Annotated in this window: 6 protein-coding genes, 1 tRNA gene and 2 pseudogenes; 7 read left to right on the top strand and 2 right to left on the bottom strand. The window is 45.5% G+C overall.

Annotated features, from left to right (window positions below; genetic code table 11):
• Positions 1 to 22 precede the first annotated feature (22 nt).
• The gene (locus JZY04_RS18630) at positions 23 to 3,082 is read right to left on the bottom strand and encodes a TonB-dependent receptor (RefSeq protein ID WP_122142947.1); all 3,060 of its coding nucleotides are present in this window, start codon (positions 3,080 to 3,082) and stop codon (positions 23 to 25) included.
• A 341-nt stretch (positions 3,083 to 3,423) separates the two neighbouring features.
• Here JZY04_RS18630 and JZY04_RS18625 point away from each other — a divergent pair.
• Positions 3,424 to 3,505, top strand: a tRNA-Leu gene (locus JZY04_RS18625).
• A 348-nt stretch (positions 3,506 to 3,853) separates the two neighbouring features.
• Here the strand turns inward: JZY04_RS18625 and JZY04_RS18620 are convergent.
• A pseudogene (locus tag JZY04_RS18620) lies at positions 3,854 to 4,986 on the bottom strand (YhcG family protein).
• 1,289 nt (positions 4,987 to 6,275) lie between these two features.
• Between JZY04_RS18620 and JZY04_RS18615 the strand changes: the two are divergent.
• The 6 genes and pseudogenes from JZY04_RS18615 to JZY04_RS18590 form a co-directional block, all read left to right on the top strand.
• Positions 6,276 to 9,379, top strand: a pseudogene (locus JZY04_RS18615) (SusC/RagA family TonB-linked outer membrane protein).
• 11 nt (positions 9,380 to 9,390) lie between these two features.
• Positions 9,391 to 10,911 (top strand): RagB/SusD family nutrient uptake outer membrane protein, encoded by a 1,521-nt coding sequence (locus JZY04_RS18610; RefSeq protein WP_005779130.1) that lies wholly within the window; start codon positions 9,391 to 9,393, stop codon positions 10,909 to 10,911.
• Between the two features lie 126 nt (positions 10,912 to 11,037).
• Complete coding sequence (bglX, locus tag JZY04_RS18605; RefSeq protein ID WP_032540356.1) at positions 11,038 to 13,338, top strand: beta-glucosidase BglX; 2,301 nt, start codon at positions 11,038 to 11,040, stop codon at positions 13,336 to 13,338.
• 158 nt (positions 13,339 to 13,496) lie between these two features.
• Complete coding sequence (locus tag JZY04_RS18600; protein WP_122142949.1) at positions 13,497 to 14,852, top strand: glucoamylase family protein; 1,356 nt, start codon at positions 13,497 to 13,499, stop codon at positions 14,850 to 14,852.
• Complete coding sequence (locus JZY04_RS18595) at positions 14,853 to 15,596, top strand: SGNH/GDSL hydrolase family protein (protein WP_122142950.1); 744 nt, start codon at positions 14,853 to 14,855, stop codon at positions 15,594 to 15,596.
• Between the two features lie 139 nt (positions 15,597 to 15,735).
• Positions 15,736 to 18,113, top strand: a 2,378-nt coding sequence (locus tag JZY04_RS18590; protein ID WP_122142951.1) for a two-component regulator propeller domain-containing protein, incomplete at its 3' end; no start/stop codon positions are given.

The raw sequence follows: 18,113 nt of genomic DNA, 5'->3' as shown, positions 1-18,113 counted from the left end.
AATATTAATAATGATGAATGATTTAGAAAGTTATCTCAACCCCAAAATTGAAGGTACGCATGGGAGGAGCCTCACAGAACACCTCACCATTAACCGGTACTTCAGGATCATACTGTTTCCATTTGGCCCATGTCAGCAGATTACTTCCTGAGAAGTAGACACGTGCATTCTCTATCAGTGCCTTTTGTACCCATCTGCCAGGAAGAGTGAAACCGAGTGTCAGGTTCTTGAGGCGGATGTGATCGGTACTGTGAATATAGCGGGATGAATTTTGTGGACCGGCTCCCTGTTCCAATACAAAACGGGGCACATCAGTTCTATCTCCCGGCTTCTGCCAACGGTCCAAAGCATATACAGGCAGGTTGTATGACTTTTCTTTGCTGCCGTCGGTTTCTATCAGAGTACCTGCCTTGTCAAAAGAATATCCTCCCAACGAATAGGTAAAGGTAAGTCCCAGATCAAACCACTTATAAGAAATGATGTTAGTGAACCCTCCCGATATCTTAGGATCAGCAGATTTATACGGAATAGCTTGCGCTTTAGAAGCATCGTCAGTCATCTCTCTATTATAATTCCCCTGTTCATCTTGTGTATTGAGATAATAAAGAGCTTTCCCGGTCGACGGGTCTACTCCGGCAAACTCTTTCACGTAGAAACTATTGTAAGGAAGACCTATTTTATGAATAAACCAGGAGCCCTCGACAGATTGCTTTATATCTCCGTCCAGTGCCACGATTTTATTACGGTTATGTGTTAAATTCAACACCGATGTCCAGTTGAAGTCAGGACCGGCAAAGTTAATCGTGCGCAGTTCGAACTCCACCCCTTTGTTGTTAAGCTGACCGATGTTTGCAAGATAATTCAGAAAACCGGTAGTGGAACTGATAGGGCGATTATAAAGCAAGTCCTTTGTATCGCGGTTGTAGTATTCGAGATTCACAAAGATACGGTCAATAAAAGTCAGGCTAAGCCCAATATTCAGATTATAGTTCTTTTCCCATTTCAGTTTGGGATTGGCTTGGGCAGACTCGTATGAACCTGCTGCCCCCATATAGTTCTGCCCATAACTGTATAGCCCCATATATCCATAAAAAGCTCCCGGCTGATTACCATTGACACCATAAGAAGCACGGATTTTTACATCATTCAATACCGGCTTCACAGCCTCCATAAAAGGTTCACTGCTCAGATGCCACATACCGGAAACAGACCAGAAGTCTCCCCACCGGCTTTCCGGAGCAAGACGTGAACTGCCATCGCGGCGATAACTACCTGCAATGTAATAACGATTATCGTAATCATAGTTCAAACGGGACAGGTAAGAAATCATTCTGTATGCCTGTGTAGAAGAAACAAAGCTCTTCAGCACAGCGGCATTATCCGGCTCAAGCAACACATCCGAGGGGAGTTTAGCCTTCTCTCCCATAGCTTTATCACTCTGATAGCTTTCCAATTCATAGGCAGCCAAAATGTCAAGGTGATGTTTAGCGGCAAATGTATGGGTATAGTTGAGTGAAGTAGACGACAATAGCTTACCATATTCGGTAAATCCCTTTGAGGTCTGAGCATCACTTCCGCTCTTGGGACCTGCCCCGCTAAGCGGATTCAAATAGCGGGAATCTTTCTGTACAGTATAGTCATAGCTCAGGGTCTCTTTCAGTTTCAATCCTTTGATAATATCTACCGAAGCATAACCGGTGGAGAACATACGTGTCATACGACTGCGGTTATAGTCAGTACGGATGTCACGAAGCGGATTCACATTGGTGCCTAAATAAGACCCCACATAGTTGCCCGAAGCGTCACGCACAGGCATGGAAGGTGTGGCAGACACAGCAACACAAAGGAAGGGATTGATATTGGAACCGCGCTCCTCGTTCATCTCCTGACTTATCTGGGTAAACATCATGTTACCTCCTACCTCGACACGGCTACCTATTTTATGTGTCATGTTCAGGCGGGCAGAGTAACGGTCCAGATTAGAATTCTCGACCAGACCTTCCTGACGGTTAAAGCCGAGAGAAGCATAAAAAGTAGTGCGCTCGTTACCTCCGGAAGCAGTCACCTCGTAGTTTTGATTATGAGCGGTTCGGATCAGTTCTTTCCTCCAGTCAGTATATCCCAGTTCCGGTATCCCTGCATATGTATCAATATTTGCGTTTGCATATGCTTCGGGAGATTGGAGTCCCTTGTCTACTGCAGAGTTGTAAAGACCTTCATAAATCATTTCACGGCGTTGTTCACCGTTCAATGTGGGACGGAAGTTGACAGCTGCATTAGAAAAGCCTCCGCTCGCGCTCAAAGTAACTTTAGTCCGCCCTACGGCCCCTTTTTTGGTAGTGATCAGAATCACCCCATTCGCAGCACGCGAACCGTAAAGAGAAGCGGCGGCGGCATCCTTTATCACTGTAATATTCTCGATATCGGCAGGATTAAGGGTACTCATTACATTTGTTTTGGCATTATTCATATAGGCGGCATCGGCCCCCGTACCGGCTCCCATACTGCCGGAAGTGACCGGTATACCGTCAATCACAAAAAGAGGTTCATTGGATGCATTGAATGAACCCATACCACGGATACGGATACTCTGGTTAGCTCCCGGCTGGCCGGAACCGGAAGTAATATTTACCCCCGTGGTCATACCTTGCAACTTCTGTTCTACAGAAAGTACCGGTACGTTTTTCAGCATGTCGGCCCGTAAGGTGTTAGCTGATCCGGTAAAGGATGACTTTGAAAAATTTCCGTATCCGGTCACCACAACTTCATCCAGATTAAGTGATTCGGGCTGCAACACCACATTCAAGACTCCATTCTTCGGCACTTTGACCTCAGACGATTTCATTCCTATATAGGATATGACAAGGATTTTATCTGATGGTTCTATTTTCAGAGTGTAACGACCGTCCATGTCCGTTACCACTCCCCTTCCCGGTACCCCTTTTACGGCAACCGTAGCTCCGATAAGCGGCTGTTTATCCTCCGATGACGTCACTAAACCTTTTATTTCCAACTGTTGTGCTTGCACATGTATATCACAGATACACAACAATATAATCAACACTGTTTTCAAACTTCTCATTGGCTAATCATTTTAAATCTACAAATACCTATTTGCACTTGTACTCCAATAATTGTACCTCAAAAGTATTGATGAAATCAATAAAGTCTAAACATCAGTAAATAAGAGTATTAAATATTCAAGAAAAGCTAAAAATGAAAAGAAGGGCTGTAGAACTGCTCCACAAAGATGTGGAACTATTCTACAACCCGCTTAACAAGAGCCCCTGAGAGGAAAAGCTACATTGATAGAGATCGCCCGCAGATTCCCCGGTAAATAACTTTATTGCTTATAAATTTGTAAAATCAGAAAAAGTATCTATCTTTGCAGCGCAAAACTCCAAACGAGTGAGCATTTAGTGAGCGGATGTGGCGTAATTGGTAGCCGCGCCAGACTTAGGATCTGGTGTCTCGCGACGTGTAGGTTCGAGTCCTATCATCCGCACAAACTTTCAATGTTGTATAAAAAGCCTGCTAAAACAATTGTTTTAGCAGGTTTTTTATTTGTAACAATAAGCTATCCGAAAATACTATCAACAAAACATAATTTACCCCTCTTTTGAAGATATAATGAAAAATCAAGACCATATTCATTGCGATTGATAATATCGTTGATAAGCATAAGCGAAATATTTACGCCTCTTTCTATAGCTCCAATTATAGCATTAAATGAATCTCGTTGAGTAAACCATGCAACAGCTATTGATATAGTTCTTTTAGAGTTATGTATTTCATTAAGAGCTATGTCTCTTATATTAAAAAAAACGAACTCGTATCATATGCAAATATTTTTTTAATAGTTCTGACAAGATATGAATTTCTTTATTTCTTCCTCGGTTGGAAGCTCTATCATGTACTTCTGAACAAATATATTGGGGTCTAATCCGGCAGTGGCATACTTTACCAATGTATCTCCCTTTTCTGTGCAAAGCAAAATGCCGATAGGTGGATTATCATCTGGCTGCATCACTTCTGCTTTGAAATAGTTCAGATACATATTCAGTTGTGAAGCATACTCATAGTGGAACTTGTCTATCTTCAATTCCACAATAACATGACATTTCAAAATGCGATGATAGAACACAAGGTCGGCAAAGAAATAATCTTCATCAATCAAAATACGTCTTTGCCGGGCTTCAAAGCAAAAGCCATGTCCCATTTCTAACAGGAAGTGTTGCAGGTTATCAAGAATGGATTGTTCCAAATCGTTTTCCGTCACCAATGCACGGTCATTTAGTCCTAAAAATTCCAAAGTAACAGGAGTGTTGATAACATCTTTGGGCTGTAATAAGGTTGCTGGACTAAGGAAGAGAGGGCTTCTTTGTTTTTGGATAGTCCGCTACGCTCATAATATAAGGATGCTATTTGTCGCTCCAACTCCTTTACAGACCAACAACCACGAATAGTTTCCATTTCATAGAAAGCACGTTTTACCGGGTTCTCAATTCCCGACATGGTATTTAAATGGGTGGAAGATAATCTGTTGAATAATCTATCAGCAGGAATCATCCATGTTTCGATTTGTGGGTGTTCTATTGGTAGTTTCCAAACGCCATTATCAGATTCGGCGGTCGTCAACCGCCGAATTGGTTCGGTGAATTCGGCGGTCAATGACTGCCGAATTTGAATTTGTGTTGCAATGTATTGTGTAACAGGTTCTTTTAATTGTGGGTAAATAAGGTATAACCGCCTAAATTCACGAAATCTACGTTCATTCAGCCCTTTAATTTTCAAACGTTACTCCAGCTTCTTCAGCAGTTGTTCACCGTATGCGGCACGGTCTTCTCCGTTCTGTTCAAACTCCACGATATAATAACCCATAAGCCAGTTACGAGAAGTAAGGGCAAGGTTTACAGCATGTGCAGCTTGTGCCTGCAACGTGTTCTGTATCTTACTGATATGTTCTACTAATGCTTCAAAATTCATCGTTACAAAGATAAGTTTTTTATGGTTAAAATTTTAGTTCGGGCAAACTGTTTATTGCTTCCTCTTTTAATTTATCCACCGCACAGGTGTATTTCTCTGTATGTTTCAATCCGCTATGTCCTAAAAGGCTGGCTACGGTTTTTACGCTGATCCGAAAAATACAAACATAAAATCGGTGACTAATTCGGTGCCATAATTTGTTTTCTTTCCCCTCTCATACAAAAAAACATTTCGATCTTCCATCTTCCACCTTTCAACGCCTATCTATTTAATACGCAATATGATATAGTGGTGGAAGATAGCGTTTTCAGCCCATTTATCTTCCACCACCATCTTCCATCTTCCACCCGTCGGTTTAGGGATACATCAGAATATAATCCACTGATTTACAACAGAAAGAAGTTCACTTTTCAAGTAAAAATATCGTTTAGAGCATTTTGTTTTCCTTTAATGTTTAACCGAAAATGGTATACTATTTATCTCAGCCCGCATACCTGGGCCTATGAGCCCCAATGCCCGAGCTGATGAGCCCTGCTACCCGGGCCCATGGGCCCGGGTAGCAGGGCTGAGATAAAGAAGCACAGATTCATCATAAAGCATTTAGATACAATCCATTAAAGAGTTTATGTTTTAAGATACCAACTACCTTGTTTCTTCCCGATTCTTACTTGATATTGATTTGAAAACTCACTAACCTGACCGATAATCTATCTTAAGGTTAAACCCAATAGCATTACTTAGTCTGATAATTGCAAAGCAAAAAGAGAACCGCTGTCCTCCGGGGGGATAGAGTGACAGCGGTTCGGCGAGCTAACTGGTTAAGTGAGCAGAATTTAGATTCAAGGCCAATTATAAAAGAGAATTTATTATGAAAAATCAAAACGTATCTTTTTTTTATATATTTATGCGTCTCATCTTTATAAACACACAAAAAGAACTATATCAAATTCCCACGTTACCACTGCAACAAGAGATTGAGCCAAGAGCGGTTTTGAAGCAAATGGCCAAGTCGCACCGAAGGATAGTCCTCACAGTATAAATGGTTTCGCCCAGGTGATGTTTCTATCATCTGGGCGAATTGTTTTTGACCGATCCATTCAGGGAGCCATATATAAAAATACATTAGTCGGATTACAAGTCCGATATATGTTAAAAGTGCAGGGAGTTTGAATCCGTTCACATCTTTTTCGACATTTATTTGTTTCATTGGGTACTTTTGCCGTCGATATAGCTATCGAGTATCTGAAAGAGAACTGGCAGAAGGTGTGTTAAATCAAAATAGTTATACAATGGTAAAATTTAATGCAATGAAGACTAAACCTTTACGACCTCTTCGGCAGAAGAGAGCCTTATGGCTAAAAAGTGTATTTGTCCTGACGTGCCTACTGCTGAGCGCATCGGTAGCCATGGCGCAAACCAAAACAGTAACGGGTACTGTTACAGATTCAACCCATGAGCCCCTGATCGGCGCATCTATTCTGGTAAAAGGGACTTCTACCGGAGCCATCACCGATATGAATGGCAAATACTCCATTTCTGTTACCCCTGAAGATGTGCTTGTATTCTCGTATGTAGGATATGAAAAGCAGGAGATTAAAGTGGGGCAGCAGACTGTGATTAATGTCACGCTTAAAGACGACTCCCAAATGCTTGCCGAAACAGTAATTATCGGTTACGGTAGCGCCAAGAAACGTGACCTGACCGGTTCTATCACCAACATCAAGGGTTCGGAAATAGCCAACAAACCGGCCACTAACCCACTATCATCCCTACAAGGAAAGATTGCCGGTGTGCAGATTGTCAATTCCGGACAGGCAGGTGCCGATCCCGAAATCCGTATCCGCGGCACAAACTCCATCAATGGTTACAAACCGCTGTATATTGTAGACGGACTCTTCAATGACAATATCAACTTCCTGAACCCGGAAGACATCGAATCGATGGAAGTATTGAAAGACCCCTCTTCATTGGCTATCTTCGGTGTACGTGGTGCCAACGGCGTGATCATCGTAACTACCAAACGCGCCAAAGAGGGACAGACGCTGGTCAATATCAACACCTCTTTCGGATGGAAAACCGTAGTAGACAAAATCAAAATGGTGAATGCGCCACAGTTCAAGGAACTCTATAACGAGCAGATGGCGAATCAGGGAAACACCCCATTCGACTTCAGCAACTGGAACGCAAATACGGACTGGCAAGACGAAATATTCCAGACCGGATTCATCACGAACAATAATATCAGTATCACAGGTGCTTCGGAAAAACATAGTTTCTATCTCGGTGTGGGCTACTCGCACGAACAGGGAAACATTAAGCATGAGAAGTATNGCACGAACAGGGAAACATTAAGCATGAGAAGTATAGCAAAGTGACGATCAATGCAAGTAATGATTATAAGATCACCAAAGATATCAAAGTGGGATTTCAGTTCAACGGAGCACGAATGCTCCCGGCCGATAGCAAAACGGTTCTGAACGCAATTCGCACTACTCCTGTAGCTCCGGTTTACAACGAAGAATACGGTCTGTATACTTCATTGCCGGAATTCCAGAAAGCACAGATGACCAATCCGTTGGTTGACGTAGATCTGCGTGCCAACACCACCCGCGCCATCAATTACCGTGCATCGGGCAGCATTTACGGTGAAGTGGATTTCCTGAAGCATTTCACATTCAAAGCAATGTTCTCCATGGATTATGCCACCAATGACAGCCGGACTTACAAACCAATCATTAAAGTATATGACGCAACCGTAGCCGGCAATGTGGCTACACTTGGAACGGGAAAGACGGAAGTGAGCCAGAACAAACAAAACGAAACCAAAGTGCAGAGCGACTATCTGCTGACATACCAAAACAGTTTTGCCGATGGTACACACAACCTGACCGCTACTGCCGGTTTCACAACCTACTACAATTCACTCAGCGGACTGGATGCTTCACGCGGACAGGGTATCGGGCTGGTGATTCCGAATAATCCCGATAAATGGTTCGTCAGCATTGGCGATCTGGCTACCGCTACCAACGGAAGTACACAGTGGGAACGCACCACCGTGTCCATGCTGGCCCGTGTCATCTATAATTATAAAGGGAAATACTTGTTCAACGGCTCGTTCCGTCGTGACGGCTCATCGGCCTTCGCATACACGGGCAACCAATGGCAGAACTTCTACTCTGTAGGTGCCGGATGGCTGATGACTGAAGAGGAGTTCATGAAAGACATCACATGGCTGGACATGTTGAAACTGAAAGGTTCGTGGGGCACATTAGGTAACCAGAATATGGATAGGGCTTATCCGGCAGAACCGTTGTTGGAAAATGCTTTCGCCGCCGTATTCGGCAAACCGGCTATCATCTATCCGGGTTACCAACTGGCTTACCTGCCCAACCCGCGCCTCCGCTGGGAAAAAGTAGAAGCATGGGAAACCGGATTCGAGACCAATATGTTCCGCAACCGCTTCCATCTGGAAGGAGTATATTACAAGAAGAATACCAAAGACCTGCTGGCTACCGTACCGGGATTGTCGGGAACCGTACCGGGTATCGGAAACCTTGGAGAAATTGAGAACAAAGGTATCGAATTGATGGCCTCCTGGAGAGATCAGATCGGCGACTGGGGATATTCTGTCAGCGCGAACCTGACCACTATCAGTAACAAAGTGAAGAGTCTGGTACAGGAAGGATACTCCATCATCGCAGGCGACAAAAGCCAGAGCTACACAATGGCAGGCTATCCGATCGGTTATTTCTACGGCTACAAAGTAGCGGGCGTTTACCAAAACCAGGCCGAGATCGACGCTTCACCGGCGAATACACTGGCAACTGTCACACCCGGCGACCTTAAGTTTGCCGACGTAAACGGAGATGGAAAAATCACACCGGACGACCGCACGATGATCGGTGATCCGACACCGGACGTAACATACGGCATCAGCCTCGGCCTTTCATATAAGAACTGGGAAGTCAGCATGGAAATGATGGGACAAGGCGGCAATCAGATTTACCGTACCTGGGACAATTATAACTGGGCACAGTTCAATTATATGGAGCAACGTCTCGACCGCTGGCACGGAGAAGGCACATCGAACACGCAACCCCTGCTGAATACAAAACATGCCATCAACAGCGAGAACTCCGAGTACTTCATCGAAGACGGCAGCTTCTTCCGTATCCGTAACCTCCAACTGGCTTATAACTTCGACAAAACCTTGCTGGCGAAAATACGCATGCAGGCTCTGAAGGTTTATGTCAACATACAAAACCTGAAGACGTGGAAGCATAACACGGGCTATACACCGGAAATCGGTGGATCGGCCATTGCCTTCGGAGTGGATAACGGAACATATCCGGTACCGGCAGTCTATACATTTGGTATTAACTTAACATTTTAACGAAGCAGAGTATGAAACTAAATAAATACATCCTACCCATTGCATTAGCCGTATCGGCTCTGAGCTTCAGCAGTTGCAACGATTTTCTGGACCGTCACCCTCAAGGGCAGTTCACCGAAGATGATAATCCCGGAGCACTTGCCGAAGGAAAAGTCTTCAATATCTACACCATGATGCGTAACTATAACATTACCGCAGGTATCCCGGCATTCGCCATCGAATATTTCCGCTCGGAAGATTCGGAAAAAGGAAGTACGGCGAGCGACGGTGCCGATCAGGCTGCCATGTACGATGATTTCCAGTACAATACCAATAACGGACTGATCAAAGCCTACTGGAGTCAGAATTACGCTATCATCTATCAATGCAACGACGTGATAGAAACCATCGAGAAAGGTAACCTGACAGAAGAAAATGATCTCCGGAATAAGGGAGAAGCTCTTTTCTTCCGTGCTTACTGTTACTTCAACCTGGTCCGTGCATTCGGCGAAGTGCCGTTGGTCACTTTCAAAGTGAACGACGCCTCGGAAGCCAATGTACCGAAGACCACCGCCGAAGAGATCTATAAACAGATCGACTCAGACCTGACACAGGCTGAAGGGCTTTTACCCCGTCAATGGCAGTCTGCTTACCTGGGACGTCTAACCTGGGGAAGTGCCCGTGCACTGCATGCCCGCACGTATATGATGCGTAACGACTGGCAGAACATGTATACTGCCTCAACCGATGTAATGAATTCCGGACAGTATAATCTGGACACTCCTTATGACGTTATCTTTACCGATGATGGCGAAAACAGCAGTGAGTCGGTATTTGAGCTGCAATGTGCATCGACTGCCGCCCTGCCTGCAAGTGATAAAATAGGCAGTCAGTTCTGCGAGGTACAAGGTGTACGCGGCTCCGGCCAATGGGACCTTGGCTGGGGATGGCATATGGGAACCGAGCTGATGGGTGAAGCATTCGAACCGGGCGACCCGCGCAAAGACGCTACCCTGCTCTACTTCCGCCGTTCGGATGACGACCCGATTACTCCTGAAAACACCAACAAGCCTTATGGAGAGTCTCCGGTATCACAGGCTGACGGGGCTTACTTTAACAAGAAAGCTTATACCAACCCGGCACTTCGTGAGGAGTTTACCCGTCATGGTTTCTGGGTGAACATCCGTATCATCCGCTATGGCGACGTAGTGCTGATGGCAGCAGAATCGGCTAATGAGTTAGGTAAAACAGGCGAAGCATCGGGTTATCTGGAAATGGTACGTGCCCGCGCCCGTGGCAACAACCCGGACATTCTGCCCAAAGTGACTTCATTGGATCAAACCGTGTTGCGTGATGCCATCCGGCATGAACGACGGGTAGAACTCGGATTGGAATCGGGACGTTTCTACGACCTGGTACGCTGGGGTATCGCTTCGCAAGTGCTACATGCTGCTGGCAAAACGGGTTATCAACCCAAGAATGCCTTGCTGCCACTTCCACAGGACGAGATAGACAAGTCGAAAGGCGTATTGGTACAGAACCCGGATTATTAATCTCAGAGTTTCACCACAGATTACACAGATTATCACAGATATATTAAGTGCAGATTATCAATCCAATGGATCTCCTCTCTGTGATAATCCGTGTAATCTGTGGTGAACTCTTAACCATATACAGTTATGAACAAGAAATATTCTTTACTCATTCTGCTTGCACTTTTACTCCCGTTGGGGCTGCAAGCGCAAAAAGCTCCTCAGGACATGGACCGTTTCCTCGACGATCTGCTGAAACGGATGACCCTGGAAGAGAAAATAGGGCAGCTTAACCTGCCGGTAACGGGTGAAATTACCACCGGACAAGCTAAAAGCAGTGACATAGCCACAAAGATAAAGCGAGGTGAAGTAGGTGGACTCTTCAACCTGAAAGGGGTGGATAAAATTCGCGATGTACAACGTCTGGCTGTAGAAAATTCCCGTCTGGGTATCCCTCTGCTCTTCGGTATGGACGTGATTCACGGCTACGAAACCATCTTTCCTATCCCATTGGGGCTTTCGTGTACCTGGGATATTCCGGCCATTGAAGAATCTGCACGTATCGCAGCCATCGAAGCAAGCGCTGACGGCATCTCGTGGACTTTCAGTCCGATGGTAGATATCAGTCGCGATCCACGCTGGGGACGGGTATCCGAAGGTTCGGGCGAAGATCCCTTCCTCGGAGCTCAGATTGCCCAAGCCATGGTACGCGGATATCAGGGAAAGGATATGCGCCGTAACGATGAGATCATGGCTTGTATCAAGCATTTTGCCTTGTATGGGGCAGCCGAAGCCGGACGGGACTACAATACCGTAGACATGAGCCGCCAACGGATGTTTAACGATTACATGCTCCCCTATCAGGCTGGTGTTGAAGCCGGAGCAGGCAGTGTAATGGCTTCATTCAACGAAGTGGAGGGTGTGCCGGCAACTGCCAACCGATGGCTGATGACCGATGTGCTGCGTGGAGCATGGGGATTTAACGGATTTGTAGTGACAGATTTCACCGGAATCTCTGAAATGATAGAACACGGGATTGGCGACCTGCAAACCGTATCGGCACGTGCCATCAATGCGGGAGTAGATATGGACATGGTCAGTGAAGGCTTCGCCGGCACATTGAAAAAATCGATCGAAGAAGGCAAAGTATCGGTAGAAACCGTTAATACCGCTTGCCGCCGCATTCTGGAAGCCAAATATAAACTGGGATTATTTGACAATCCTTATAAATATTGTGATCTGAAACGTCCGGCACGTGACATCTTTACCAAAGAGCATCGTGCCGTAGCCCGGAGAATTGCCGGAGAAAGTTTCGTACTACTGAAAAACGGACAGCTCTCTCCCGGTTCCTCTCCCCTTCTCCCTCTCTCACCCACCGGTACCATCGCAGTGATAGGTCCCTTGGCCAATACCCGCTCGAATATGCCAGGTACGTGGAGTGTGGCGGCAGTTCTGGACAAGAGCCCATCTCTGGTAGAGGGATTGACCGAGTGGGTAGGCAATCAGGCAAAGATTCTTTATGCCAAAGGCAGTAACCTGATAAGCGATGCTGCCTATGAGGAAAGAGCCACCCTGTTTGGCCGTTCGCTGAACCGCGACAACCGTACTGACAAGCAACTGCTGGACGAAGCGTTGAAAATAGCTTCACAGTCGGACGTAATCATTGCCGCGCTGGGCGAATCATCGGAAATGAGTGGCGAAAGCAGCAGTCGTACCAACCTCGACCTGCCGGACGTACAACACACACTCCTGGAAGCTCTACTGAAAACAGGCAAGCCGGTGGTTCTCGTACTCTTCACTGGCCGTCCGTTGGTGCTGAACTGGGAGCAGGAGAATGTACCCGCCATCTTAAACGTATGGTTCGGAGGTTCGGAGGCAGGCTTGGCTATCGGCGATGTACTGTTCGGAGCAGTGAACCCAAGCGGCAAACTCACCATGACTTTCCCGAAGAATGTAGGCCAGATTCCGCTTTACTATGCACACAAAAATACAGGTCGCCCGCTCAAAGAAGGCAAATGGTTTGAGAAATTCCGCAGCAACTATCTGGACGTAGACAATGATGCACTTTATCCGTTCGGATATGGATTGTCGTATACCACATTCCGCTTCAGTGATGTCACTTTAAGTCAACCCTCCATCGGGATGGACAATCAGTTGGTAGCCTCCGTCACCGTAACGAATACCGGAGACCGTGCCGGCAGTGAAGTAGTGCAACTCTACATCCGTGATCTCGTAGGCAGTGTCACCCGCCCGGTAAAAGAGCTTAAGGGATTTGAAAAGATCTACCTGCAGCCCAATGAGTCGCGTACTGTCCGTTTTACGATTGCTCCGGAAATGTTGAAGTTTTACAATGCCGACCTGCAATTCGTAGCCGAACCGGGCGATTTCGATGTGATGATAGGACCTGACAGCCAGAACGTGAAAACGGCACGGTTCACGTTGCGTTGAATCGGCTACACAAGGGAATAGAAAAGAATAAGATTCACCACAGATTACACAGATTAACACAGAATTTTAATCTTAAATATCAACGGGATAAATGATTAATCTGTGAAAATCCGTGTAATCTGTGGTGAAACTAAAACCATTACAAACAAGAAATCATTATGAATACCCAACTTGTCACTCACAACAGCAAGCTCCTCTTCTTCCTCTTCGCTCTTTTTCTTCTTGTAGCTTGCAAGCCAAAGGATAAACCTTCTTCTGCCGCTACCCTGACAGACGATGCCCTGATGGATACCGTCCAGCGACGAACCTTCAATTATTTCTGGGAAGCAGCCGAACCCAATAGCGGACTGGCACGCGAACGCTATCATATGGATGGCGAATATCCGGCCGGAGGTCCGGAGATTGTTACTTCAGGAGGAAGCGGCTTCGGCATCATGGCCATACTGGCGGGTATCGATCGTGGATACGTCAGCCGGGAAGAAGGGCTGCGCCGCATGGAGAAAATAGTCCGTTTCCTGGAAAAGGCGGACCGCTTTAAAGGCGCTTACCCACACTGGTGGAACGGTGAAACGGGACGTGTGCAACCTTTCGGACAAAAAGACAATGGAGGCGATCTGGTAGAAACAGCTTTCCTGATGCAAGGTTTGCTGGCCGTACATCAATACTATGCAGGAGGTTCAACCGAAGAGAAAGCTCTTGCGGCACGTATCGATAAACTATGGCGGGAGGTAGACTGGAATTGGTATCGCCGTGACGGGCAAAATGTGCTTTACTGGCACTGGAGTCCGGAATATGGTTGGGAAATGAACTTTCCGATACACGGCTACAATGAATGCCTGATTATGTATATCCTTGCCGCCGCTTCTCCTACTCATGGAGTGCCGGCTGCTGTATATCATGAAGGATGGGCACAGAATGGCGCGATTGTTTCTCCACACCGGGTAGAGGGTATCGAACTGCATCTCCGCTATCAGGGTGGAGAGGTCGGTCCGTTGTTCTGGGCGCAGTATTCCTTCCTCGGACTCGATCCGGTGGGTTTGAAAGATGAATATTGCCCGAGCTACTTCAACGAAATGCGAAATCTTACACTGGTAAACCGTGAATATTGCATCCGCAACCCCAAACACTATAAAGGTTACGGGGCTGACTGCTGGGGGCTGACCGCCAGTTATTCCGTGGATGGATATGCTGCCCACGGCCCGTTGGAACGTGATGACCGGGGAGTGATCTCTCCCACCGCCGCCCTCTCTTCCATCGTCTATACACCGGACCAGTCACTGCAAGTGATGCGTCATCTGTATCAGATGGGAGATAAGGTATTCGGTCCTTACGGATTCTATGATGCCTTCAGCGAAACCGCGGACTGGTATCCGAAGCGATATCTGGCCATCGACCAAGGGCCGATAGCCGTAATGATAGAAAACTACCGGACCGGACTTCTATGGAAACTTTTCATGAGTCATCCCGACGTGCAGAACGGATTGAAAAAACTTGGATTTAACGTAAAGAAATAAATGATAAAATCAATATTTATCACCTTTTGTACTGTCCTCCTCTGCTGCAACACTCTTGCAGCAGAGGTACAAACGCCACAGGATTCTGTGCGCTTCAGCGAATATCTTCCTGTCCGCCACACGGATCCGGTTACATGGGTAACCCGATACCAAGGAGAAATAGACCGGTACCAAACAGAAAACCGGACATTGAAAGATACTTCTTGCGACGTTCTCTTTTTAGGCAGTTCTTCCATCAACTTGTGGGATAACATTTACCGGGACATGGCCCCACTGAAGATTCTCCGCCGTTCATACGGTGGTGCCGCCTTACGAGACATGCTTTATAATTACGACGTGATTGCCCGGGGATATCACCCGCGCAGCATCGTGGTTTATGTAGAAAATGATCTTGCAGGTACCCCCGAGGATCTGACTGTCGGAGAAACATTCGACTTTTTTCGTTTACTGACCAACCGGCTGCAACGGGACTATCCGGATATTCCGATATTCATTCTCTCCTATAAGCCTTCGCTCGCACGCAAGGAGATGATTCCGAAGCATGAAATCATTAATACTTTGCTTAAAGAGTATGCTTCGAAGACGGACGGACTCACTTATATCGACGTAGCCTCTTGCTTGTACGGTGCAAACGGAGAACTGCGAAAAGATATCTTTAAACCGGACGGCCTGCACATGAATCAGAATGGCTACGATCTCTGGACCGCTATCCTGAAACCGAAAATACAGGAAAGCATCCGATAAACCTACGATTTCCCCCACAAGCCTCCCTATCTGTTGAATGGTAGGGAGGTTTATTTCTGTTTATATACTTTTTTCATAGAGTTGATATACTAAATCTATCTGTTATTTATATATTTGCGTTTATAAATACGGAATAACTATGAATAAACACAAATTAGCCTTTTCTTTTATCGGCATTTTCATCGTTCAATTATCATACGCCGGATATTTTAAACACATAGGTAGAGAAGAAGGTCTTTCGCAATCGTCTGTTATGGCTATCTATCAAGATAAACTGGGTAGAATGTGGTTTGGTACACGTGAAGGGGTCAACATCTACAATAGTGATAGGATGACGGTTTATAAAGCATGGATCCAGAACGGGAATCAACCGGATCAGAAAATTCTGATAGGGAATGAGGTTAGCGCCATTACTGGAAGTCAAAACGGAGATGTGTTTTTAATTGTTGATCGTGCTTTATTGAAATACGATATTCGTAAAGAGACTTTCGAACGTCTGCGTCAAGGCTCTGTCTATGCTCTAACATCTCATGCCGGTGAGATATGGTGTGCCGGGCACGACTCTATTTTCCGATACAATCCCCAAAACAATCAATTAGATTTTCAACAAAAAACAGGTATACCATCCATCAACTATCTGATGACAGATGGCAACAGATTTTATATCGGTGCCAAAGAAGGCCTATATACGACAGAAAATAAAGGAGCGGTTCAATGCCTGATCCCCAAAGTAGATGTTTACCGTATTTTCCAAGATTCCAGTCAGGAAGTTTGGGTAGGTTGCCGTACACAAGGGCTATACCATATCAACCGAAACGGACAAATTAACCGTATTCCTTATGACCCCTCATCCCCCAAAGGCATTTCCAGTGAACAAATACGTGAATTTGTTGAAGATCAGCAAGGGAACATCTGGTTCGGAACCTTCGACGGTTTACAAAAATATGATCCACACACCCAAACCTACAGCCTCATCAAGCAAGAACAACGCCCAGGAGGACTCAGCCATTCTTCTATATTTTCGCTCTATCAAGATGTACAAGGCACTATCTGGATAGGTAGTTATTATGGAGGAGTCAACTACTTCAACCCAGATAACAACACATTCAATTACTACACTTATAATCCCGATCGCAGTGACTGTCTCAACTACCCGTTTGCCGGGGCCATGACCGAGGACAAAGATCATCACCTATGGATATGCACCGATGGTGGTGGATTGGCATGTCTAGACCGCCAAGCGGGGCATTTCAGGACTTACACTGCCGGAGGACCCAACTCTCTGCCCCACAACAATCTGAAGAGTATTTGTTACGACCCTAAAAGAGACTGCTTATATATAGGTACGCATATGGGAGGGCTTTCCCGGCTCGACCGCAAAACAGGACGTTTTTACAACTACCTCAATTACTCCGCGAAAAGCAAAAAAGAGCCCAATGATGTTATTTTCCAAGTATCTTTCTATAACGACCAGCTAATCGTTTCCGCACGCAACGGAGTTTTCTCCATGAATCCCGATACGAATGAATTCCGCTTGCTTTATGACGGATATTACTATCAAACTTTCACCATTGACCCCAAAGGCTTTCTCTGGTTGTCGGCAGGTACTAACTTATATAATATAAACCTGAAACACCCCGAAGAAGTTAAATCATTCAGCCTGCCTGCATCCATTGGACAGTTCGGCATCAGCAAGATTTTGAAAGGTAACAATCAATATCTTTATATCGCCACTTTAGGTTCAGGACTTTTTTGCTATAACGAACAAACTCAGACCTGCATCAACTATACTCCCGAACAGAACCAACTACTTAGCAATTATTGCTATAATCTTCTACAGACTTCGACAGATAACATACTTATCACAAGTGATCGGGGTATCACACTATTTAATCCAACCACCGAATCATTCCGTTCCATTGAACTGGATAACGGACTGTCCCTCTCATCCATCATTAATGGTTGTGGTGTATGGATGTGTAGTGACCATACAATATTTATCGGAGGTACAGGAGGGCTTAGTTCTTTTCTGGAGAAAGACCTGAACAAAGAATATCCCAAACCTAAACTCTATTTTTCAAGTTTATCCGTCAACAACGCACGGATAAGTCCGGATGACAAAAGTCGTATACTGACAGAAGGGCTCCCTTTTGTCCGGGAAGTAAATCTAAATGCCGCTCAAAATAACCTGACTATTGAGTTTGCTTCTTCCAACTATGTGGATATACTGAATAATACTTGGTATGAGTATCAGTTAGAAGGTTTTGACAAGCAATGGTCACTCACCTCACAAACAAGCCTGAAATACACTAATCTGGATCCTGGAGACTACGTGCTACACGTACGTCAAAAAGGCAACTCGCTGAAAATGCGCAAAGCACAAGAAATCTTATTACAGATACATATCAGCACTCCCTGGTATCTTACTTGGTGGGCATGGCTCAGTTACATCACCATCAGCATTTCAGTGACCTACTTTATATGGCGCGAAAAAAGTTCCAGAAGAACTTTGGCGAT

Origin of the sequence: Bacteroides sp. 11BF (genome assembly GCF_019633765.1) — a bacterium.
Lineage (GTDB): Bacteria > Bacteroidota > Bacteroidia > Bacteroidales > Bacteroidaceae > Bacteroides > Bacteroides hominis.
The sequence above is the reverse complement of the archived record's forward strand: the minus strand, read 5'-3'. Positions and strand labels throughout refer to the sequence as shown.

Coding starts and splice junctions, on each gene's coding strand:
- JZY04_RS18630 (WP_122142947.1), bottom strand. CDS start 3,082: ATGAGAAGTTTGAAAACAGTGTTGATTATATTGTTGTGTATCTGTGAT.
- JZY04_RS18610 (WP_005779130.1), top strand. CDS start 9,391: ATGAAACTAAATAAATACATCCTACCCATTGCATTAGCCGTATCGGCT.
- bglX (WP_032540356.1), top strand. CDS start 11,038: ATGAACAAGAAATATTCTTTACTCATTCTGCTTGCACTTTTACTCCCG.
- JZY04_RS18600 (WP_122142949.1), top strand. CDS start 13,497: ATGAATACCCAACTTGTCACTCACAACAGCAAGCTCCTCTTCTTCCTC.
- JZY04_RS18595 (WP_122142950.1), top strand. CDS start 14,853: ATGATAAAATCAATATTTATCACCTTTTGTACTGTCCTCCTCTGCTGC.